This window comes from Actinacidiphila glaucinigra (genome assembly GCF_900188405.1).
Taxonomy (GTDB): domain Bacteria; phylum Actinomycetota; class Actinomycetes; order Streptomycetales; family Streptomycetaceae; genus Actinacidiphila; species Actinacidiphila glaucinigra.
Window position 1 is genome coordinate 1 of record NZ_FZOF01000059.1, and the last position, 18,785, is coordinate 18,785.

The 18,785-nt window shown below is 70.9% G+C and carries 19 protein-coding genes and 1 pseudogene; 13 read left to right on the plus strand and 7 right to left on the minus strand.

Annotated elements, in window-relative coordinates:
- The 4 genes and pseudogenes from CHF15_RS43085 to pstB form a co-directional block, all read left to right on the plus strand.
- Positions 1–240: pseudogene (locus CHF15_RS43085) on the plus strand (phosphate ABC transporter substrate-binding protein PstS); the annotation flags it as partial.
- A 101-nt stretch (positions 241–341) separates the two neighbouring features.
- A complete protein-coding gene (gene pstC / locus CHF15_RS43090) occupies positions 342–1,331 on the plus strand; it encodes a phosphate ABC transporter permease subunit PstC (protein ID WP_179280256.1) in 990 nt (329 codons plus the stop codon).
- A complete protein-coding gene (gene pstA, locus CHF15_RS43095; RefSeq protein WP_089229415.1) occupies positions 1,328–2,401 on the plus strand; it encodes a phosphate ABC transporter permease PstA in 1,074 nt (357 codons plus the stop codon). Before pstC ends, pstA begins: the two co-directional genes overlap by 4 nt.
- A gap of 43 nt (positions 2,402–2,444) precedes the next feature.
- The gene (gene pstB / locus CHF15_RS43100; protein ID WP_089229416.1) at positions 2,445–3,221 is read left to right on the plus strand and encodes a phosphate ABC transporter ATP-binding protein PstB; all 777 of its coding nucleotides are present in this window, start codon (positions 2,445–2,447) and stop codon (positions 3,219–3,221) included.
- A 198-nt stretch (positions 3,222–3,419) separates the two neighbouring features.
- Here the strand turns inward: pstB and CHF15_RS43105 are convergent, their stop codons facing one another.
- Entirely contained in the window at positions 3,420–4,418 is a 999-nt protein-coding gene (locus CHF15_RS43105; RefSeq protein ID WP_089229417.1) for an inorganic phosphate transporter, read from the minus strand.
- Between the two features lie 5 nt (positions 4,419–4,423).
- Positions 4,424–5,044 (minus strand): DUF47 domain-containing protein, encoded by a 621-nt coding sequence (locus CHF15_RS43110; RefSeq protein ID WP_089229418.1) that lies wholly within the window; start codon positions 5,042–5,044, stop codon positions 4,424–4,426.
- 195 nt (positions 5,045–5,239) lie between these two features.
- Here CHF15_RS43110 and CHF15_RS43115 point away from each other — a divergent pair, with 195 nt between their 5' ends.
- Complete coding sequence (locus CHF15_RS43115) at positions 5,240–5,626, plus strand: metal-sensitive transcriptional regulator (RefSeq protein ID WP_089229419.1); 387 nt, start codon at positions 5,240–5,242, stop codon at positions 5,624–5,626.
- Here the strand turns inward: CHF15_RS43115 and CHF15_RS43120 are convergent.
- Both CHF15_RS43120 and CHF15_RS43125 read right to left on the minus strand, forming a co-directional pair.
- Entirely contained in the window at positions 5,623–5,829 is a 207-nt protein-coding gene (locus CHF15_RS43120; protein ID WP_089229420.1) for a hypothetical protein, read from the minus strand. The genes CHF15_RS43115 and CHF15_RS43120 overlap by 4 nt on opposite strands.
- A gap of 71 nt (positions 5,830–5,900) precedes the next feature.
- Entirely contained in the window at positions 5,901–6,755 is an 855-nt protein-coding gene (locus CHF15_RS43125; protein ID WP_089229421.1) for a hypothetical protein, read from the minus strand.
- Between the two features lie 91 nt (positions 6,756–6,846).
- Between CHF15_RS43125 and CHF15_RS45390 the strand changes: the two genes are divergently transcribed.
- Positions 6,847–7,002 (plus strand): hypothetical protein, encoded by a 156-nt coding sequence (locus tag CHF15_RS45390; protein WP_179280257.1) that lies wholly within the window; start codon positions 6,847–6,849, stop codon positions 7,000–7,002.
- A 103-nt stretch (positions 7,003–7,105) separates the two neighbouring features.
- Positions 7,106–8,665: an FAD-binding oxidoreductase gene (locus tag CHF15_RS43130; protein ID WP_089229422.1), complete on the plus strand. Its 1,560-nt coding sequence runs from the start codon at positions 7,106–7,108 to the stop codon at positions 8,663–8,665.
- Positions 8,666–8,724: 59 nt separating this feature from the next.
- Here CHF15_RS43130 and CHF15_RS43135 read toward each other — a convergent pair whose 3' ends face one another.
- Entirely contained in the window at positions 8,725–9,417 is a 693-nt protein-coding gene (locus CHF15_RS43135) for a phosphatase PAP2 family protein (RefSeq protein WP_089229423.1), read from the minus strand.
- 198 nt (positions 9,418–9,615) lie between these two features.
- On the minus strand, positions 9,616–10,554 hold the full coding sequence (locus CHF15_RS43140; RefSeq protein WP_089229430.1) for a C40 family peptidase: 939 nt from the start codon (positions 10,552–10,554) through the stop codon (positions 9,616–9,618).
- 391 nt (positions 10,555–10,945) lie between these two features.
- On the opposite strand from CHF15_RS43140, the gene CHF15_RS43150 reads away from it, so the two are divergent.
- The 6 genes from CHF15_RS43150 (at position 10,946) to CHF15_RS43175 (ending at position 18,143) form a co-directional block, all read left to right on the plus strand.
- Positions 10,946–11,254 carry a hypothetical protein gene (locus tag CHF15_RS43150; protein ID WP_018559685.1) on the plus strand — a complete coding sequence of 103 codons (309 nt, stop codon included), beginning with the start codon at positions 10,946–10,948 and terminating at the stop codon, positions 11,252–11,254.
- Between the two features lie 130 nt (positions 11,255–11,384).
- A complete protein-coding gene (locus tag CHF15_RS43155) occupies positions 11,385–12,203 on the plus strand; it encodes a hypothetical protein (protein ID WP_089229424.1) in 819 nt (272 codons plus the stop codon).
- On the plus strand, positions 12,193–13,473 hold the full coding sequence (locus CHF15_RS43160; RefSeq protein WP_089229425.1) for a hypothetical protein: 1,281 nt from the start codon (positions 12,193–12,195) through the stop codon (positions 13,471–13,473). Before CHF15_RS43155 ends, CHF15_RS43160 begins: the two co-directional genes overlap by 11 nt.
- Positions 13,470–15,020, plus strand: a complete 1,551-nt coding sequence (locus CHF15_RS43165) for an SCO6880 family protein (protein WP_089229426.1) — start codon at positions 13,470–13,472, stop codon at positions 15,018–15,020. Before CHF15_RS43160 ends, CHF15_RS43165 begins: the two co-directional genes overlap by 4 nt.
- A 157-nt stretch (positions 15,021–15,177) precedes the next feature.
- Positions 15,178–16,557, plus strand: a complete 1,380-nt coding sequence (locus tag CHF15_RS43170) for an ATP-binding protein (protein WP_089229431.1) — start codon at positions 15,178–15,180, stop codon at positions 16,555–16,557.
- A gap of 14 nt (positions 16,558–16,571) precedes the next feature.
- A complete protein-coding gene (locus CHF15_RS43175) occupies positions 16,572–18,143 on the plus strand; it encodes a type IV secretory system conjugative DNA transfer family protein (RefSeq protein ID WP_089229427.1) in 1,572 nt (523 codons plus the stop codon).
- Positions 18,144–18,153: 10 nt separating this feature from the next.
- Here CHF15_RS43175 and CHF15_RS43180 read toward each other — a convergent pair whose 3' ends face one another.
- Positions 18,154–18,663 (minus strand): GNAT family N-acetyltransferase, encoded by a 510-nt coding sequence (locus CHF15_RS43180; RefSeq protein WP_089229428.1) that lies wholly within the window; start codon positions 18,661–18,663, stop codon positions 18,154–18,156.
- Positions 18,664–18,785: the final 122 nt, after the last annotated feature.

The window sequence follows — 18,785 nt, forward strand, 5'->3', positions numbered from 1 at the left end:
TCCCTGGACATGTCCGCCGCGTACACCACCAAGGCCGACAACGCCTACCCGATCGTCCTGGTGACCTACGAGATCGCCTGCGACAAGGGCAACAAGGCCGAGACCCTGCCGCTGGTCAAGTCCTTCCTGGGCTACACCGCCTCCGAGGAGGGCCAGTCGATCCTCTCCGAGGCCGGCTACGCGCCGCTCCCGGCCGAGATCGCCACGAAGGTCCGCTCCACCGTGGACGCCCTGTCCTGACCCAGTCGGCCGGCCCCGCGACACACGTCGCGGGGCCGGTCGCACTTCCGGTGCACCGCCGCCGGGGGAGTGATCCCCCACCCAGACCGGAGAAAAAACCGATGGCTATAACTACACAGAACCCCACCCCGCCAACGGCCGCGAAGCACGCGGGGGCGAACGTCACGCGCCCTGGCGACAAGATCTTCTCGGGCCTCTCCCGTGGTTCCGGCATCCTGCTGCTGGTCGTCATGGCGTCGATCGCGATCTTCCTGACGATCCGCGCGATCAACGCGATCTCCAAGGACCACGGCAACTTCCTGACCACCTTCGAGTGGAACGCCAACGCCAACCCGCCGGTCTTCGGCATCGCGGTGCTGGCCTACGGCACGATCGTCAGCTCGATCATCGCGATGGCCATCGCGGTCCCGATCGCGGTCGGCATCGCGCTGTTCATCTCGCACTACGCGCCGCGCCGCCTCGCCTCCCCGCTCTCGTACATCGTCGACCTGCTCGCCGCCGTGCCCAGCATCATCTACGGCCTGTGGGGCGCGCTGTTCCTGGTCCCGCACCTGACCGGCCTCAACATGTGGCTGGACGAGTACCTCGGCTGGACCGTCGTCTTCGAGAAGGAAGACCCGCAGGGCGCGGCCCGCTCGATCTTCACCGTCGGCATCCTGCTGGCGATCATGATCCTCCCGATCATCACCAACGTCAGCCGTGAGGTCTTCCGGCAGGTGCCGCGCATGCACGAGGAGGCCGCCCTGGCCCTCGGCGCGACCCGCTGGGAGACCATCCGCATGTCGGTGCTCCCCTTCGCCCGGTCCGGCATCATCAGCGCCTCGATGCTCGGCCTCGGCCGCGCGCTCGGCGAGACGATGGCCGTCGCCACGGTGCTGTCCGCCGCGCCCATCCTGTCGGTGCACGTGCTGGACCCGGTCGGCGGGACCTTCTCCCAGAACATCGTCGCCAAGTTCGGCGAGGCCAACGAGTTCGGCCGTGACGCGCTGATCGCCTCCGGTCTGGTGCTCTTCGTCATCACCCTGCTCGTCAACGGCGCCGCCCGCGCGATCATCGCCAAGCGCAAGGAATACTCGGGGGCCAACGCATGAGCCACGCAGTCGCAGACAAGCGCTCGGCGCCCGCGGTGCCGCAGCGGGCCCTGGCCCAGCGCCGGCTCCCGAAGTGGGCCCCCGCGGGCATGGCGGCCGGCGCGATCGCGCTCGCCGTCGGCATCGGCATCGGTGCCGGCCTGGACAGCAAGCTCCAGTGGGGCCTGATCGCCGTCCTGCTGTTCGTGCTCGGTACCTACACGATCGCCACCGCGGTCGAGGGCCGCCGCCAGGCCAAGGACCGGGTCGCCACCAGCGTCGTCTGGGCGTCCTTCATCCTCGCCGCGCTCCCGCTGTACTCCCTGATCCAGACCACGGTCAGCAAGGGCGTCAAGATCCTCGACGGCGCCTTCCTGTCGCACTCCATGAACGGCGTGCTGACCATCGGCGAGGGCGGCGGTGTCTACCACGCCATCATCGGCACCCTGGAGCAGGTCGGCATCGCCACCGCCATCGCGGCCCCGATCGGCATGCTGACCGCCGTCTACCTGGTCGAGTACGGCAAGGGCCGGCTCGCCCTGGCGGTGACCTTCTTCGTCGACGTCATGACGGGCATCCCGTCGATCGTCGCCGGTCTGTTCATCCTGTCGACCTGGAACCTGCTGCTGGGCTTCGGCCCCTCGGGCTTCGCCGGCGCCATGGCCCTGGCCATCCTGATGATGCCGGTCGTCGTCCGCTCCACCGAGGAGATGCTCAAGCTCGTCCCGAACGAGCTGCGCGAGGCCTCGCTGGCGCTCGGTGTGCCCAAGTGGCGCACCATCGTGAAGGTGGTCATCCCGACCGCGATCGGCGGCATCACCACGGGCGTCATGCTCGCGGTCGCCCGCATCGCCGGCGAGAGCGCCCCCATCGCGCTGTTGGTCTTCGGCAACAACCTGATCAACAACGACCCGTTCAACGGCCCTCAGGCCTCGCTGCCGTTCTACATCTTCCAGCAGTACCAGAACGGCAACGACGCGAGCTATGACCGGGCGTGGGCGGCGGCACTCGTGCTGATCGCCTTCGTCATGATCCTCAACCTGATGGCGCGCGGCATCGCGCGCTGGAAGGCCCCGAAGACCGGTCGCTGACGCGGCCAACATCAGCGACCCAAGGATTGCGAGCATCACCACCATGGCCAAGCGAATCGACGTCAGCGGACTCTCCGCGTACTACGGCGGCTTCAGGGCGATCGACGACATCTCGATGAACATCGAGCCGCGCACGGTGACGGCCTTCATCGGCCCGTCCGGCTGCGGCAAGTCCACCTTCCTGCGCACCCTCAACCGCATGCACGAGGTCACCCCCGGCGGCCGCGTCGAGGGCAAGGTGCTCCTGGACGACGAGAACCTCTACGGCCCCGGCGTGGACCCGGTCTCCGTGCGCCGCACGGTCGGCATGGTCTTCCAGCGCCCCAACCCGTTCCCGACGATGTCGGTCTACGACAACGTCGCGGCCGGCCTGAAGCTCAACGGCGTCAAGAAGAAGAGCGACCTCGACACGATCGTCGAGAAGTCGCTGCGCGGCGCCAACCTCTGGAACGAGGTCAAGGACCGCCTCAACAAGCCCGGTTCGGGCCTGTCCGGCGGTCAGCAGCAGCGTCTGTGCATCGCCCGCGCCATCGCGGTCGAGCCCCAGGTCCTGCTGATGGACGAGCCCTGCTCCGCGCTCGACCCGATCTCCACCCTCGCCATCGAGGACCTAATCGGTGAGCTCAAGGAGCGCTTCACCATCGTCATCGTGACCCACAACATGCAGCAGGCCGCGCGCGTCTCGGACCGCACCGCCTTCTTCAACCTCTCGGCGGTCGGCCAGCCCGGCAAGCTCATCGAGATCGACGACACGGAGCGGATCTTCTCCAACCCGTCCGTCCAGGCGACCGAGGACTACATCTCCGGCCGCTTCGGCTGACAGGTCCCGCCCCCCCCCAGCCGTCCTGCGGTGCTGCATGGCGGTGCCACCGCAAGGCGAAGGCCCGCCCCCCGTTCCGGGGGGCGGGCCCATTTGCGTCCCGGCCGGGGAAAGGCCGGAGGCGGCGGCCGGTGTCCGGCCGCCGCCTCCTCCTCGTGTCGCTCCCGCCGTGCCCGCGCCCGCCGGGCCGTGAACGGCTCAGCCGAAGGCCACGTGCACCACGGCATAGACCAGCGCCGCCACCAGCGCCGCGGCCGGCATCGTGATGAACCAGCCGGTCACGATGTTCTTGGCGACTCCCCAGCGGACCGCGTTGACCCGCTTCGTCGCACCCACGCCCATGATCGCCGAGGTGATGATGTGGGTCGTGGAGATGGGCGCCTTGAAGATGTAGGCGGTCGTGTAGAGGATCGACGCCGCCGTGGTCTCCGCGGCGAAGCCCTGCGGCGGGTCCAGCTCGATGATCTTGCGGCCGAGGGTGCGCATGATGCGCCAGCCGCCCGCGTACGTGCCGAGCGAGAGCATCGCGGCGCAGGCGAACTTCACCCACAGCGGGATGCCGTCGCCCTCCTCCTGCACGTCGGCGATGGTCAGCGCGAGCACCACGACGCCCATCGTCTTCTGCGCGTCCTGCAGGCCGTGGCCGAGCGCCATGCCCGCCGCCGAGACGGTCTGCGCGATACGGAAGCCGCGCTTGGCCTTGTGCGGGTTGGCCTTGCGGAAGATCCACAGGATGGCCAGCATCACCAGGTAGCCGACGACCAGGCCGACGATCGGCGACAGGAACATCGGCAGGATGATCTTCTCCACCACCCCGGACCAGATGACCCCGGTTCCGCCGGCCATCGCCGCCCCCACCAGACCGCCGAACAGCGCGTGGCTGCTGGAGGAGGGCAGGCCGTAGTACCAGGTGATGAGGTTCCAGACGATCGCCCCGACCAGCCCCGCGAAAAGGATCGCCATGCCGGTCTGCCCGTGCGGCGTCTCGATCAGGCCCTCGCTGACCGTGTGCGCGATCCCGGTGCCGAGGAAGGCGCCGGCGAGGTTCATCACCGCGGCCATCGCCAGCGCGACCCGCGGGGTCAGCGCCCGGGTGGACACGGAGGTGGCGATGGCGTTCGCGGAGTCGTGGAAGCCGTTGGTGTACGTGAAGAAGAGCGCGACGCCGATGGTCACGACCAGAGAGAAGGTCTCCACCGGGGTCAGGACTCCTTGACCGCGATGGTCTCCACGGTGTTGGCCACGTGCTCGAAGGCGTCCGCCGCCTCCTCCAGGACGTCCACGATCTGCTTCAGCTTGAGCACCTCGATCGCGTCGTACTTGCCGTTGAAGAGGTGGGCCAGCAGCTTGCGGTGGATCTGGTCCGCCTGGTTCTCCAGCCGGTTGACCTCGATCCAGTACTCGGTGAGGTTGTCCATGGTGCGCAGGTGCGGCATCGCCTCGGCGGTCAGCTCGGCCGCCCGGGCCAGCACCTCGATCTGCTGTTCGACCCCGCGGGGCAGTTCCTCGATCTGGTACAGCACGACCAGGTCGACGGCCTCCTCCATGAAGTCCATGATGTCGTCGAGGGACGAGGCCAGCGAGTAGATGTCCTCGCGGTCGAAGGGCGTGATGAAGGAGGAGTTCAGCTGGTGGAAGATCGCGTGCGTAGCGTCGTCCCCCGCGTGCTCCGCGGCACGCATCCTTTCGGCGATCTCCGAGCGGGTGGCCGAATCGGCCCCGAGCAGTTCCATGAGGAGCTTCGACCCTGTGACGATGTTGTCCGCGGATGCGGCGAACATGTCGTAGAAGCTCGTCTCCCTGGGGGTCAGACGAAAGCGCACGTGAAGTCCTCGGAATACATCGGTTTCGGTCGCATTGATGCTAGGCGCATCATCCGGCAACAGCTAACCGGCGACCTACAGTGTCGCTCATCGCCGCGGGTGCGCCCCAGCAGGGGTTCTCCGCGCACCCTCGCACATTGGGGCGAATTCGGTACGATATACCCGGCCGGGGTATCGGGGGGCAGGAGGGACATCATGACGGTCACCGAGACCGGCGGCGCCGAGGAGCAGACTCAGTCGCCCACGGACGACGCCGGGCACGCCGACACCGCCGGGGACACCCACGGGCACGAGGCGCACCAGCACGGCTACGCCAAGCAGAAGGACCAGCACCTCAAGCGGCTGCGCCGCATCGAGGGGCAGATCCGCGGTCTGCAGCGCATGGTCGAACAGGACGTGTACTGCATCGACATCCTCACCCAGGTGTCGGCCGGCACGAAGGCTCTGCAGTCCTTCGCTCTGCAGTTGCTGGAGGAGCACCTGCGGCACTGCGTCGCGGACGCCGCGGCGAAGGGCGGACCCGAGGCCGACGACAAGGTGGCCGAGGCCACCGCCGCCATAGCCCGGCTGCTCCGGAGTTAGCGGCCGGCCCCTGCCGGCCGCCGGGTCCCCTGCGCGGGCACGCGGGGGCCCACGTTGAGCACCTCGTCGATGCGCTCGGAACTCAGCCGTTCCTCGGTCGTCGCCGACGCCGCGATCATCAGCTCGCAGCACAGCTCGATCTCCGCGAGGGCCACGTGGACCTGGTCGTCCTGGTCCAGGAGCCACACCGCCACGTGCACCACCTCCTCCCCGCCCAGCGTAGGGACTGGTGCACGGTCCGTGCATGACACGGACGGACCATTTCGGCAAGCCCTCAGGGGCCGGTCGCAGAAACGATCTTCCCCGTGTAGATGTCGGTCGCGCGGGGCAGGGTGACCCGCACCGGCGCCCCGAAACCATACATGCCGGTCGTCGATACCACCGTGACCTGCGTCGGCGCGCTCCGTACGCCGGCGCCGCCGCCGTTGCTGAAGGTGAAGCGCTGCCGCACCTTGCGCAGCCGGCCCTCCTCGTCGAGCCAGGCGTCGAACGGCACCCGGGTCACGGTGAAGCCGTCCGCCGCGGCCGCGAGCTCCGCCCGTACCAGCGGGGAGGCGACGCGTGCGGCGTCCGCGATGTCCGTGACCCCCTGGAAGTGGCGCACCCGCACCCCGTCCAGGGTCTCCGCCCCGGTCTGCCGCACCTCCCGCGCCGCCCGCAGCAGCTCCGCGGCCACCAGGGGATCGGTGGCGCCGCCCGTGACGAGGTTGCCGTCCGGCAGCCGGGTCGTGTCGACCCGCACCCACTTGTCTGCGGGCACGCCCTCGCCGCGGTTCTTCATGTAGAGGGCGCCGGGTGTCAGCAGCTCGGTGACCGGATCGTGCTCCGCGTCCCCGGCCGCGTCCGGCGGCAGGACGACCTGCAGCCTGCCGCGCCGCTCGGCGTAGTCGAAGGATCCGCTGCCCCTGATGGCGATCTTCGTGCCGCCGCTGGCCATCTCCATCGACGTGGCGACCTTCGAGCTGCCCTCGGCGACCAGCGAGTCCACCGCCCGCCGCAGGGTCTCCCCGGCGCCGACCGGGCGGTTGTCCACCTCGGCGGCCTCGCCCCCTGTCGAGCACCCCGCCACCGCCAGTACGCACAACCCGAGACCCACGGCTGCCGCAGTCGCCCGGCCGAGCTGCCCCATCTCCGCCAACCCCCCGCACCATGCCGCGCCTCGGACGTCGTGGGGCATAACGAGGTGCAGGGCACCGCGTCACGGCCGGTAGCTTTGTTCCGTGCCTCCCAGCGATCCGGCCCCGCCCGTCCACCGGGCGACCACCTCCGACAAGGGCGCCTTCTCCCACGCGACCTGCGTCTGCGGCTGGCGGGGCCCCGCCCGCCGCGCCCGCGACCGCGCCCGCCGTGACGCCTCCGAGCACGAGCGGGGCTGACGCCGACCCGGCGCACGTCACACTCCCTTCCCGCAACCGGTCACCTGTTCCCCACCGTCCTCACGGACGACCACACGGGGGAAGCGGAGCGGGAGGCCCCACCTTGAACCGACGAACTTTGATCCGCGGCGGCGCAGGCATCGCCGTGACGGGCTGGCTGACCGCGGCCTGCACCCCGGAGAGCGGCCGCTCCTCGCACGCCGGCAGCCCCGCGCCCGGCACTCCCGGCGCCGCCACGACCCCCGGCGGGACGGCCTCCCCCAGCGCCTCGCCGACCGTCCGCCCCGACTGGAAGGCCCTCGGCCGCACCCTGGACGGCCGCCTCGTCCTGCCCGACGACGCGGACTACGCCACCGCCCGCCTGCTGTACAACACCCGCTTCGACGGACAGCGCCCCGCCGCCGTGGCGTACGTCTCCGGCACCGAGGACATCGGCGAGTGCCTGGACTTCGCCCGCCGCACCGGCGTGCCCGTCTCGGTCCGCAACGGCGGGCACTCCTACGCCGGCTACTCCGGCGGCAAGGGCCGGCTCGTCCTCGACGTCTCCTCCATGGCCTCCGTGGGTCTCTCCGGCGGCACGGCGACGATCGGGGGCGGGGCGAAGCTCATCGACGTCTACAGCCGGCTCGGCGCGAGCGGGCGCACCCTGCCGGCCGGCTCGTGCCCGACGGTCGGCATATCCGGGCTCACCCTCGGCGGCGGTCACGGGGTGCTGAGCCGCGCGTACGGGCTGACCTGCGACAGCCTCACCGGCGCCGAGATCGTCACGGCGGCCGGCCGCGTACTGCGCTGCAGCGCCGACGAGAACCCGGAGCTGTTCTGGGCGCTGCGCGGCGCGGGCGGCGGGCAGTTCGGCGTGGTGACGCGGCTGACGTTCGACACACAGGCCTCCCCGCAGGTCGTCACCGGCTACCTGAGCTGGCCCTGGAGCAAGGCCGCCGCGGTCCTGCGTGCCTGGCAGGAGTGGGGGCCCACCCAGCCCGACGAGATCTGGTCCGCCCTGCACCTGGACAAGTCGGGCACCGGGTCCCCGCAGATCAGCATCGCCACCGTGGGCATCACCTCGCGCGACGGGCTCGCGAACGCCGTCGACCGGCTCGCCGACCGCATCGGGGCCTCCGCGACCACCGTCTCCCTGCACCCGCGCTCGTACCTCGACGCGGCCCTCGCCTACGCGGGCTGCTCGAACCTGAGCACCGCCCAGTGCCACCTGCCCGGCAGCACCCCGGGCCGCAGCCCCTCCGGCCGGCTCGGCCGGGAGACCTACGCGGCACGCTCCGACTTCTACGACCGCTCGCTGTCCGCCGCCGGCATCCAGACCCTCCTGTCGCAGGTGGAGGGGCTCCGCTCCGGCTCCGGCAGCGTCTCGCTCACCGCGCTCGGCGGCGCCGTCAACCGCGTCTCGCCCACGGCCACCGCCTTCGTGCACCGGCGCTCGCGCTTCCTGGCCCAGTACATAGAGGCACCCGGCACCACGAACTGGCTCGCCGGGCTCCACACGGCCATGCGCCGTCACGCCTCCGGCGCCGCGTACCAGAACTACACCGACGCCACGCTGACCGACTGGCGCACCGCCTACTACGGCTCGGCCGCCGACAAGCTGACCCGTCTGAAGGCCCGCTACGACCCCACCCGGCTGTTCGGCTTCCAGCAGGCGCTCTAGGACGTGTCGTCACAGGCGCTCCCCCAACTGACGCCGGGGGAGCGCCGCCACGGCGGCCGTCAGGCGGCCAGGTCCTTGTCGACCGCCGACGGCTCCGGGTACGGCTCGCCCCGGCGGGCCTCCGGCCGGCCCGGCGCCGCCTGCACGAGCACGCCCAGGCGGGAGTCGGCCACGGCCTTCGTCAGCGGGGTGAGCAGCGCCAGCGCCGCCGGCGCGAGCAGCAGCGCGACGGCCGTGCCGAGGGCGAAGCCGCCCAGCACGTCGGTCGGGTAGTGCACGCCCATGTAGACGCGGCAGAAGCCCTCGGCGAGAGCGACGGCGACGGCGGCCAGGCCCCACTTGCGGCTGACCATGAAAAGGCCCATCGCGACGGCCATCGTCAAGGTGGCGTGGTCGCTGACGAAGGAGAAGTCGGTCTTCCCCTCCACGAGGACGTGGATGCCCTTGTGTTCCAGGAAGGGCCGCGGCCGGTCCACGAAGTTCCGCAGCGGGACGTTGAGCACCAGCGCGATCGCCGCCGCCAGCCCGGACCAGATCACGCCCGCCACGGCCGTCGGCGCCTCGGCACCGCTGCGGCGCGCCACGCGCCACCAGCACCAGCCGGCGATCAGCACCATGAGCAGGATCAGGCCGTACTCGCCGACGGCCTCCATCACGCGGTCCAGCCAGCGCGGGGCGTCCTTGGCGAGCCCGTTGATGTCGCGGAGCAGGCTGACGTCGGGGTTCGAGCCGTCAAGCGAGAGCTCTGCCACCGGTGTCCCCTAACTGTCTTCCGCCGCACCCCCGTGCACGTCCGTGTGGGGGTCGATTCTCCCCCGTCCAACGGGCGGCACGGTACGTCGCGTTCCGGTCTCCACCGGATGATCACCAAGGTGTTATCGAAGGGAGACACGTTCCCGCATGCCGGAGCGTGATGTTCAGACACAGGGACGCCGCGGCGGGCGCGACGGTCACACCGCCGCGGCGCCCGCCGCCGTCACACGCGTCGCCCCGATGTAGTCCGGGGTGTCGATCTTGTCGAAGCGGATCACCGCGCCCGTGTAGGGGGCGTTGATCATGTAGCCGCCGCCCACGTAGATCCCCACGTGGTGGATGGACCGCGGGTCGGTCAGGTCGTACGCGAAGAAGACCAGGTCGCCCGGGAGGAGCTCCTCCCGCTTCGGGTGCGGTCCGGCGTTCCACTGGTCGTTGGCCACGCGCGGCAGCTCGATCCCCACCGAGTGGTACGCCGCCTTCGTCAGGCCCGAGCAGTCGAACCGGCCGCCCTGCTCCGGCGTGCCGTTACCGCCCCACAGGTACTTCGTCCCCAGCTTCTGCTGGGCGTAGTAGATCGCGCCCGCCGCCTGCCGCGACGGCCCGACCGGGCCCACGGGCGCCGCGAAGCTCTTCTGCAGCGTCGTGATGATCCGGACGTAGTTCTGCGTCTCGCGGATCCTCGGCACCCCGCCGGACCGGATGACCCGGTACGCGCCCGCGTTGTAGGCGGCGAGCATGTTCTCCGTCGGGTTCCCGGGGACGTCCTTGACGTAGCCGGCCAGCTGGCAGTCGTACGTGGCCGCCGAGGGGATGGCGTCCGCCGGGTCCCAGACGTCGCGGTCGCCGTCACCGTCGCCGTCCACGCCGTGCGTCGCCCAGGTGCCGGGGATGAACTGCGCTATCCCCTGCGCCTGCGCGGCGCTCTGCGCCCTCGGGTTCCAGCCGCTCTCCTGGTAGAGCTGGGCCGCCAGCAGCGCCGGGTTGATGGCGTCGCAGAGGTTCCCCCACTTCTGCACCAGGTCCTGGTACGCCGCCGGCACCGCCCCCCTGGCGAGCGTCACCGCCCCGCCCCCGCCCGTCAGCTTCGCCGCCACCAGGTACGTCCCGACGACGAGCAGCATGACGAACGACATGAAGAGGCCGCCCACGACCCCCGACACCAGCCAGGCCTTCCGCGCGGTCCGCGAAGCCGCCGTCACCCGCCCCACCCCTTCGTCACATCACCCTGCCCGGCGCGGAAGGTGACGGTGCGCCAGGCCCTGGGGAGCATCCCCACCCGCAGCGCCGCCAATCGTTGCCCTCCGCTCACCACCGTGATACACAGAGTAGTCAACAAAGTCTCATCGAACACCGGATCGCACGCCAGTGTGTCCAGTCTGACGGTTGCGGCCCGGATCACATTGGGGAATCGGCTGAGAAAGTCGCCGAGTCGACATACGACGGCGGCATCCTCCGCCAAGATAGACCTTGGCTCCTTGCGCCCCGGCGAGGACGTCAACTGATCTAGCGTGGTGGTGAGTTCTCATGTTCCTGGCAGCCGAGAAGGGCGACATCAACACCATCATCGGTGGTATCGCCCCGGACTGGGGGCCTTTCGGTTCCCTGGGGAACGAAGCGCGCGTCATGATCGAGGTGGTCATGGCAGTGGCGATCCTGCTCTGCCTGGCCATCGCGATCTGGGGCGCGGCGAAACAGCGCATCGGAGCGACGGCGCTCCGCGACACCTTCAGTGCGGAGCAGGGCAAGGGACTGATCATCGCCGGCCTGACCGGCGTGTTCATCATCGGCTCCCTCGGCACGCTCTTCACCATCGTCTACGGGATGGCGGTCTAGCGACCACGCGTCGGACTCCGCACCATCCCCCGCGCACTGTCCCCAAGGGGCCCGTCCCGGCCCCGCACCCCACCCGAGGCTGTCTGCTGATGCCCACTCACCCGATGACCCCCGAGGGGGCGAGCCCCCGATGAGCCTCGGCCAGGACGGCCCCCCGACCCGTACCCGTCTCCCCGAGCCCCCGCCCGGCACGGGCGGGCCGGCCCGCCGCCCGCAGCGCTCCAGCCGCAGCCTCGTCACGGTCGTCGGCGTCGTCGTGCTCCTCATCGCCGCCATCGCCTTCGCCAACCGCGGCGGCGGCTCCCCCTCCGACTCCCCCGGCGGCGGCACCCAGGGCGGCACCTCCAACGGCGCCCGCTCCCAGCCCACATCCCCCACCGGCACGAAGCCGGTGGACGGCAAGAACGCGGGCATCCCCACGGGGTACGCCCGCACCGACCAGGGCGCGGAATCCGCGGGGGCCAACTACGCGGTGGCCCTGGTGTCGGCCGACATCCTCAACCCGGACCGGCGGCACCAGATCGTGCAGCGGCTCTTCACCGACGGCACGGTGAACGAACTGCAGGCCAAGCTCGACAACGCCTACTCGACGGACTTCCTCGCGAAGCTCGGCCTCGACGAGAACGGCAACGCGGCCGAGGACATGGTCTACGTCTCCCGGACCGTCCCCGTCGGGACCACGACCACCGAATTCCGCGGCGACGCCGCGACGGTGGAGGTCTGGTGCACGGGAGTGTTCGGAACCGCGGGCGAGGGCTCCACGAACCCGGTCGTGAACGACTGGTTCACGATGACGCTCAAGCTGCGCTGGGCGGACAATGACTGGAAGGTCGAAAGCTTCTCCCAGAAGGACGGCCCCGCGCCGGTCAACAGCGACCGCACCGCATCGACCGCCGACGAGATCGCCAACGCCGTGAAGCAGTACGGGGGGTTCACTTATGCCCGGTAGCCAGCGCCGTGCCACCGCGATCGGCGCCGCCCTGGTCACCCTGCAGACGGCGGCGGTGCTCCTGTCGGCGCGGGCCTTCGCGGCGCCGTCCCCGACCCCCTCCCCATCGGGCGGCAGGGACGAGTGCGAACTCATCGTCGGCCCCGCACGCGACTACTGCGAAAGCGGCAACGGATCCGGCCACACCCCGTCCGTCGCGGACTCGCTCGACCCCCTGGACTCGCTCGCACGCGGCTGCGCCGACGCCGCCGCCTGGGTCATCGACGGCCTCTCCGACGCGGTCAACAAGACCGCCGCCGTGGACTTCACCAACAAGGCGTTCCTCACCCAGTACGCCGTCGTCTTCGCCGCCTCCACCTTCCTCACGCTCCTGCTGTGGCTGCTGGCCGTCGCCAAGCGCGCCGTGCGCGGGGTGCCGCTCACGGAGGCCCTCACCGAGGCGGTCGGCTTCCTCTGGCTCACCGTGATCGCCTCCGCCTTCACGCCGCTGATCCTCTACACCGTCGTGTCGGCGACCGACGGCATCACGGAGGTCATCGCCTCCGGCACGTCCGCCAGTACGGACACCTTCTTCGGCTCGTTCCAGGACGCGTTGACCAAGGACTCCGACATCGGCGGCGGCCCGATCATGCTGATCGTGGTCTCCCTGGTGTCCGTGCTCGCCGCCGGCGTCCTGTGGCTCGAACTGGTCATCCGCGCCGCGCTGCTGTACGTCGGCGCCCTGCTCGGCACCGCCGTGTACTCGGGCCTGGTCGACAAGAACATGTGGCACCACGTGCGCCGTTGGGCCGGGATCATGATCGCGGTGATCCTGGTCAAGCCGGTGATCGTGGTCGTGCTGGGCCTCGCGGGCGCGCTCAGCGGCTCCGACGGGCCCACCGCGTTCGGCGCCGTCGTGTCGGGTCTGGCCATCATCCTGCTGGCCATCTTCGCCAGCGCGATGATCTACCGCTTCGTCCCCGGCTTCGGCGACGACGTGGCCAGCCTCCGCAACAACCGCAAGGCGAGCGCCGAGTCCCAGGCCGCCGCCGTCATCTCCTCCCCGGCCGCACTCGTGAAGCAGGGCATCAAGACGCACAGCACCCGCGGCGGTCCCCAGGAGCAGGCCACGGGCGGCGGCGCCCAGCCCGCGAACGCCGTACCCAGCGGCATCGCCGCGCACAGCAGCCGCAACGGCACCGCCCCGGCACCGGCCCCCGCGCCGCGCACGAACCCCGACCGCGGCAACGGCGGCGGGCCCAGCAAGACAGCAGGAGGCGAAAGCCGGTGACGTCCCAGCCCTACGCCCCACCGCAGCAACGCCGTACGTACCTGATCGGCAAGGCGCGTCCCAACGCCATCGTCGGCAAGAACCGCGAGACCGGCGAGATCACCCTGATCATCGTCGGCGCGTTCCTCGGCATGATGTGCGGCCTGCTGATCCCCGTACTGCCGCTGCGCATCCTCGGCCTGACGGGCTGGCCGCTGCTCGCCTTCGCCGCCGTCTACATGCCCTACCGGCGCCGCACCTTCTACCGCTGGTTCGAGATCAACCGCAGCTACCGCCGTACGCTGCGCTCCGCCGCGACGTACCGCTCCGCCGCCGCGGAGGCCGGCACCCGGCTCGAGGGCCGCGAGGTGGAGATCGGGTCGCCGCCCGGCATCGGCCGCATCACCTGGCTGTCGGCGCCCTTCGGCCCGGACGAGATCGCCGTACTGCTGCACGTCGACCGGCGCACCGTGACCGCCGCCATCGAGATCGAGGGCCCCGGCGTCGGCCTGCGCGACAGCGAGGACCAGGAGGCCCTCGTCGAGCGCTTCGGCACCCTGCTCAAGCACGTCGCCAACGGGGACGGATTCGTCACCCGGCTGCAGATGCTCGCCCGCACCCTGCCCGCCGATCCAGACGCCCACGCCAAGGACGTCACCCAGCGCGGCGACGACCGCGCCGAGCAGTGGCTCAAGGACTCCTACGACCAGCTGCAGTCGATGGTGTCGACCTCGTCCGAGCAGCACCGCGCCTACCTCGTCGCGTGCATGCACTACAGCCGCGAACTCGCCGCCGAGGGCAACGCCATCGCCCGCGCCGCGGGCGGCGGCCGCAAGACCCTCGACAAGGACGCCGGCATCGCCGCCGTCATGGCCCGCGAGCTCACCGACATCTGCGCCCGCCTCACCGAGGCCGACATCCGGGTCCGCCAGCCGCTCGGCCAGGCGCGGCTGTCGTCGCTCATCCACTCCATGTACGACCCGGACCACCCGATCGACCACATCCAGGCGATGACCCGCCGCAACGCATGGCCTGCGGAACTGGACGCCACCGAGCCGACCTTCCTCCAGGCCAAGACCCGCGAGTCGGCCACCCGCGCCCCGTGGTGCCACTCCACGGCCTGGGTCAAGGAGTGGCCGCTGACCCCCGTCGGTGTCAACTTCATGGCGCCGCTGCTGGTCCACACCCCGGACGTGATCCGCACCGTCGCGGTCTGCATGGACCTCGAGCCGACCGACGTCGCCATCGAGCGCATGCTCACCGAGAAGACCAACGACGACGCCGAGGCCAGCCGCGCCGCCAAGATGAACCGCGTCGTCGACCCCCGCGACATCGCCCACCACTCCCGCATCGACCAGCGCGGCGAGGACCTCGCCTCCGGCGCGGCGGGCGTGAACCTGGTCGGCTACATCACGGTCTCCTCCCGCTCCCCGGAGGCCCTGGCCCGCGACAAGCGCACGATCCGCGCCTCGGCGGGCAAGTCGTACCTCAAGCTGGAGTGGTGCGACCGGGAGCACCACCGGGCGTTCGTCAACACGCTCCCGTTCGCGACCGGCATCCGCCGCTGAGGGGCCGGGAGGTAGCACCATGCGCCTGTGCGCACTTGACGCTCCGTCTCCAAAGACGGCGCTAATGGGAAGGACGACAGGGACAACGATGCCACGCCGGAGCCTGCGCCCCGGGCGCGACGACCGCTGACGCCGAGGAGGCGCTCCACCCATGCCCATGCTGGACCCCCTCGCAGCGATCACCGACGCCTTCACCAGCTTCCTCTTCGGCAAGGTGGAGACCACCCGGCTCCCCGTCCGCACCTCCACGGGCCAGGCCCAGGCCGTCTACATGCCGACCGCCGCGCCCGGCCTGGGCGACTCGGGCGTGATCATCGGCCGCGAGGTCTACTCCGGCAAGGGCTACATCTACGACCCGTTCCAGCTGTACGGGCAGCAACTCCCGGCCCCCCACTGGCTCGTCCTGGGCGAGTCCGGCAACGGCAAGTCCGCCCTGGAGAAGACCTACGTCCTGCGGCAGCTGCGCTTCCGCGACCGCCAGGTCGTCGTCCTGGACGCCCAGGGCGAGGACGGCGTCGGCGAGTGGAACCTCATCGCCAAGGCACTCGGAATAACTCCCATCCGCCTGGACCCGATGGCGGCCCTCGACGGGGGCATCAAGCTCAACCCGCTCGACCCGGCGATCACCACCACGGGCCAGCTCGCGCTGCTCCGCACGATCATCGAGGTCGCGATGGGCCGCGGCCTGGACGAGCGCTCCGGCTTCGCGCTCAAGGTGGCCCACGCGTACGTCCACGAGACGGTCACCGACCGCCAGCCGATCCTCACCGACATCGTGGACCGGCTGCGGCACCCCATGGCCGACTCCGCCGAGTCGATGAACGTCGAGCTGGAGGACGTCCGCGCCTGGGGCCTGGACGTCGCCCTCGTCCTGGACCGGCTCGTCGACGGCGACCTGCGCGGCATGTTCGACGGCCCCACGACCGCCGGCATCGACCTCGACGCCCCGCTGATCGTCTTCGACCTGTCCCACATCGACCGCAACTCCATCGCCATGCCGATCCTCATGGCGATCGTCGGCGTCTGGCTGGAGCACACCTGGATCCGCCCCGACCGGAAGAAACGCATCTTCCTGGTCGAGGAGGCCTGGCACATCATCAACAGCCCGTTCGTCGCCCAGCTCTTCCAGCGCCTGCTGAAGTTCGGCCGCCGTCTCGGCCTGTCCTTCGTCGCCGTCGTCCACCACCTCTCCGACGTGGTGGACGGAGCCGCCGCCAAGGAGGCCGCGGCGATCCTCAAGATGGCCTCCACCCGCACCATCTACGCCCAGAAGGCAGACGAGGCGCGCGCCACCGGCCGCGTGCTGGGCCTGCCGAGGTGGGCGGTGGAGATCATCCCCACCCTCACCCCCGGTATCGCCGTCTGGGACGTCAACGGCAACGTGCAGGTCGTCAAGCACCTCATCACCGAGAGCGAGCGGCCGCTGGTCTACACCGACCGCGCCATGACCGAGGCCTCGGACGACGACGGAACGGACCGCTACGACGAGCCGCGGGTCTCCCTCGACAAGCAACTGGCCGACGACGCGGTGGCCTGAACGGGGACCTGACCATGGCGAGAGCGCAGCACCACGGGCAGGAGCGCGAGGGCGGGATCCCCGACGGGCTGATCCTCGGCATCATGGGCTTCCTGCTGGGGATGACCATCCTGGTGTGGACGGGCACCGGGATGGCCGGTCTCGTCTCCCACGGGGCGTGGCCCGCCGAGGTCCACTTCACCCGCACCCCCGTGGCCATGCGCCACCTCATCGCCGAGCCCCACGACATCGCCGGGGCCTGGCGACCCGCCCCGCCGGAGGGGCTGCCCGGCTCCGGGCTGTTCTGGGGCGTGTTCATCGGGCAGTTGATGGTGCTCTTCGTCCTCACGGTCTTCGTGATGGGCGTCATCGCCCGCACCCGGCTGCGCCACGCGGCACGCCGAACGGCCGCCCTGAAGGCCGCGGAGGCGGCCCTTGAGCCCGAGAGCCCGGTCCCGCCCCGCCAGGCCCCGCAGCGGCCCGTGGAGGCCCCCGCGGCGGTCGTCGCCCCCGAACCCGAACCCGTACCGGCGGGCCCGGCCGCCGCCGCGCCCACGGCCGGTCCCGCGGGTCCCTCCGTCACCACCGACCATGAACTCACCCGCACCTACGCGGTCTTCGCGGCCCTCCGCAGCGACAAGGGCAAGCGCCTCGTCCAGCCGGCCGTCCTCAACGCGGCGGGCCCCGTCCTCGTCACCACCGCCGATCCGGACACCTTCCACCAGACCGTCGGCAACCGCGCCAAGCTCGGCCCGGTGCACGTCTACGACCCGGCCCACCTGGTCGACACCCCGGCCCGGCTCCGCTGGGCGCCGCACTCGGGCTGCGAGGACGTCCCCACCGCCGTCACGCGCGCCCGCGCCCTGCTGTTCCCGGTACGGCCGCGCGCCGCGGTCGACGCCGCGATGTTCGACGCCGCCGAGACCCTCCTGCGCTGCTGGCTGCACGCGGCCGCCGTCGACGGCCAGCCGTTCCGCCAGGTGCACCGCTGGGCGGGCGGAAGCTCGGGCCAGGACGCCGTCCGCATCCTGCGCACGCATCCCAAGGCGGCCTCGGGCTGGAGCGGCGAGCTCGAGTCCGTCCTCCACGCCCACACCCACCGCCGCGACGCCGCCCAGGCCCTTGTCCACCGCGCCCTGGAGTCACTCAACTCCGTCCACATCCGGGACGCCTGCAATCCGGGACGCGCCGACGGCCTCGAGCTGGAGTCGTTCCTCAAGGATCTGGGCACGCTCTATGTGGTGGGCGAGCCGAACGAGGACCCGCGAACCCACCCGGGTGCGATGCCGTTGCTCACCGCACTCGTCTCCAGCGTGGTCGAGCACGGCCGGCGCATGGCCGCACGGTCATCCTCCGGTCGGCTCGACCCACCAATGACCCTCGTGCTGGACGACATCGCCGCCCTCGCCCCGATCCCGGAGCTCCCCGACCTCCTGGCCACCGGCACCGCCGGCGGCCTGCCGACCCTGGCCGTGCTGCGATCCCCCGAACAGGCCCGCGACCACTGGCGCGGCCCGCTCTGGCACCGCGCCGACGCCCGCCTCGTCCTCGGCACCCAGCCCCCGGCCCTGCTCGACGAGGTCCCGGACGCCGTGCGGTTGCCGTAGCGGCCACGCCCTACGGCCGCTCCAGCTCCATCTCGTACTCGGTCTGCGACGGATCCAGCGGGAACGCCATCGTCCTCCCCGTGCTGACGAAACCGAGCCGCTTGTAGAAGGCCTGTGCGCGGTGGTTGTCCTCGTGCACCCACAACCGCACCCGCCGCACCCGCTCGGGCAGTTCCCACGACCACGCGATCGCCGCACCCAGCAACTCCGCGGCCAGTCCGCCACCCCGGAACTCCGGCCGCACGTACACACCGACCAGATGCGTCTGCGGGACGTCGAACTCCTCGCCCGACTCGACGAGTACGGCCACATTGGCGACGCGCTCGCCGGCCTCGTCCTCCGCGATGAACGACTGGGTCCCCGCCCGCCGCTGCCACACCTCGTCGTCGAACGCCGCCTCGGTGTCATGGGTGTTGACGAAGGCAAGGGCGGCGACGGGATCCTTGAGCGCCTCCAGCCGCAGGGCCCGCTGCGCACGCCACTCGTCGGGGCGGGACGCACGTATCGTGTAGCTGCTCATACCGCGATCGTACGCAAAAAAGCCCCAGCCCCCGAGTGATTAAACTCGGGAGCCGGGGCTCAATATTTGTTCGGCGGCGTCCTACTCTCCCACAGGGTCCCCCCTGCAGTACCATCGGCGCT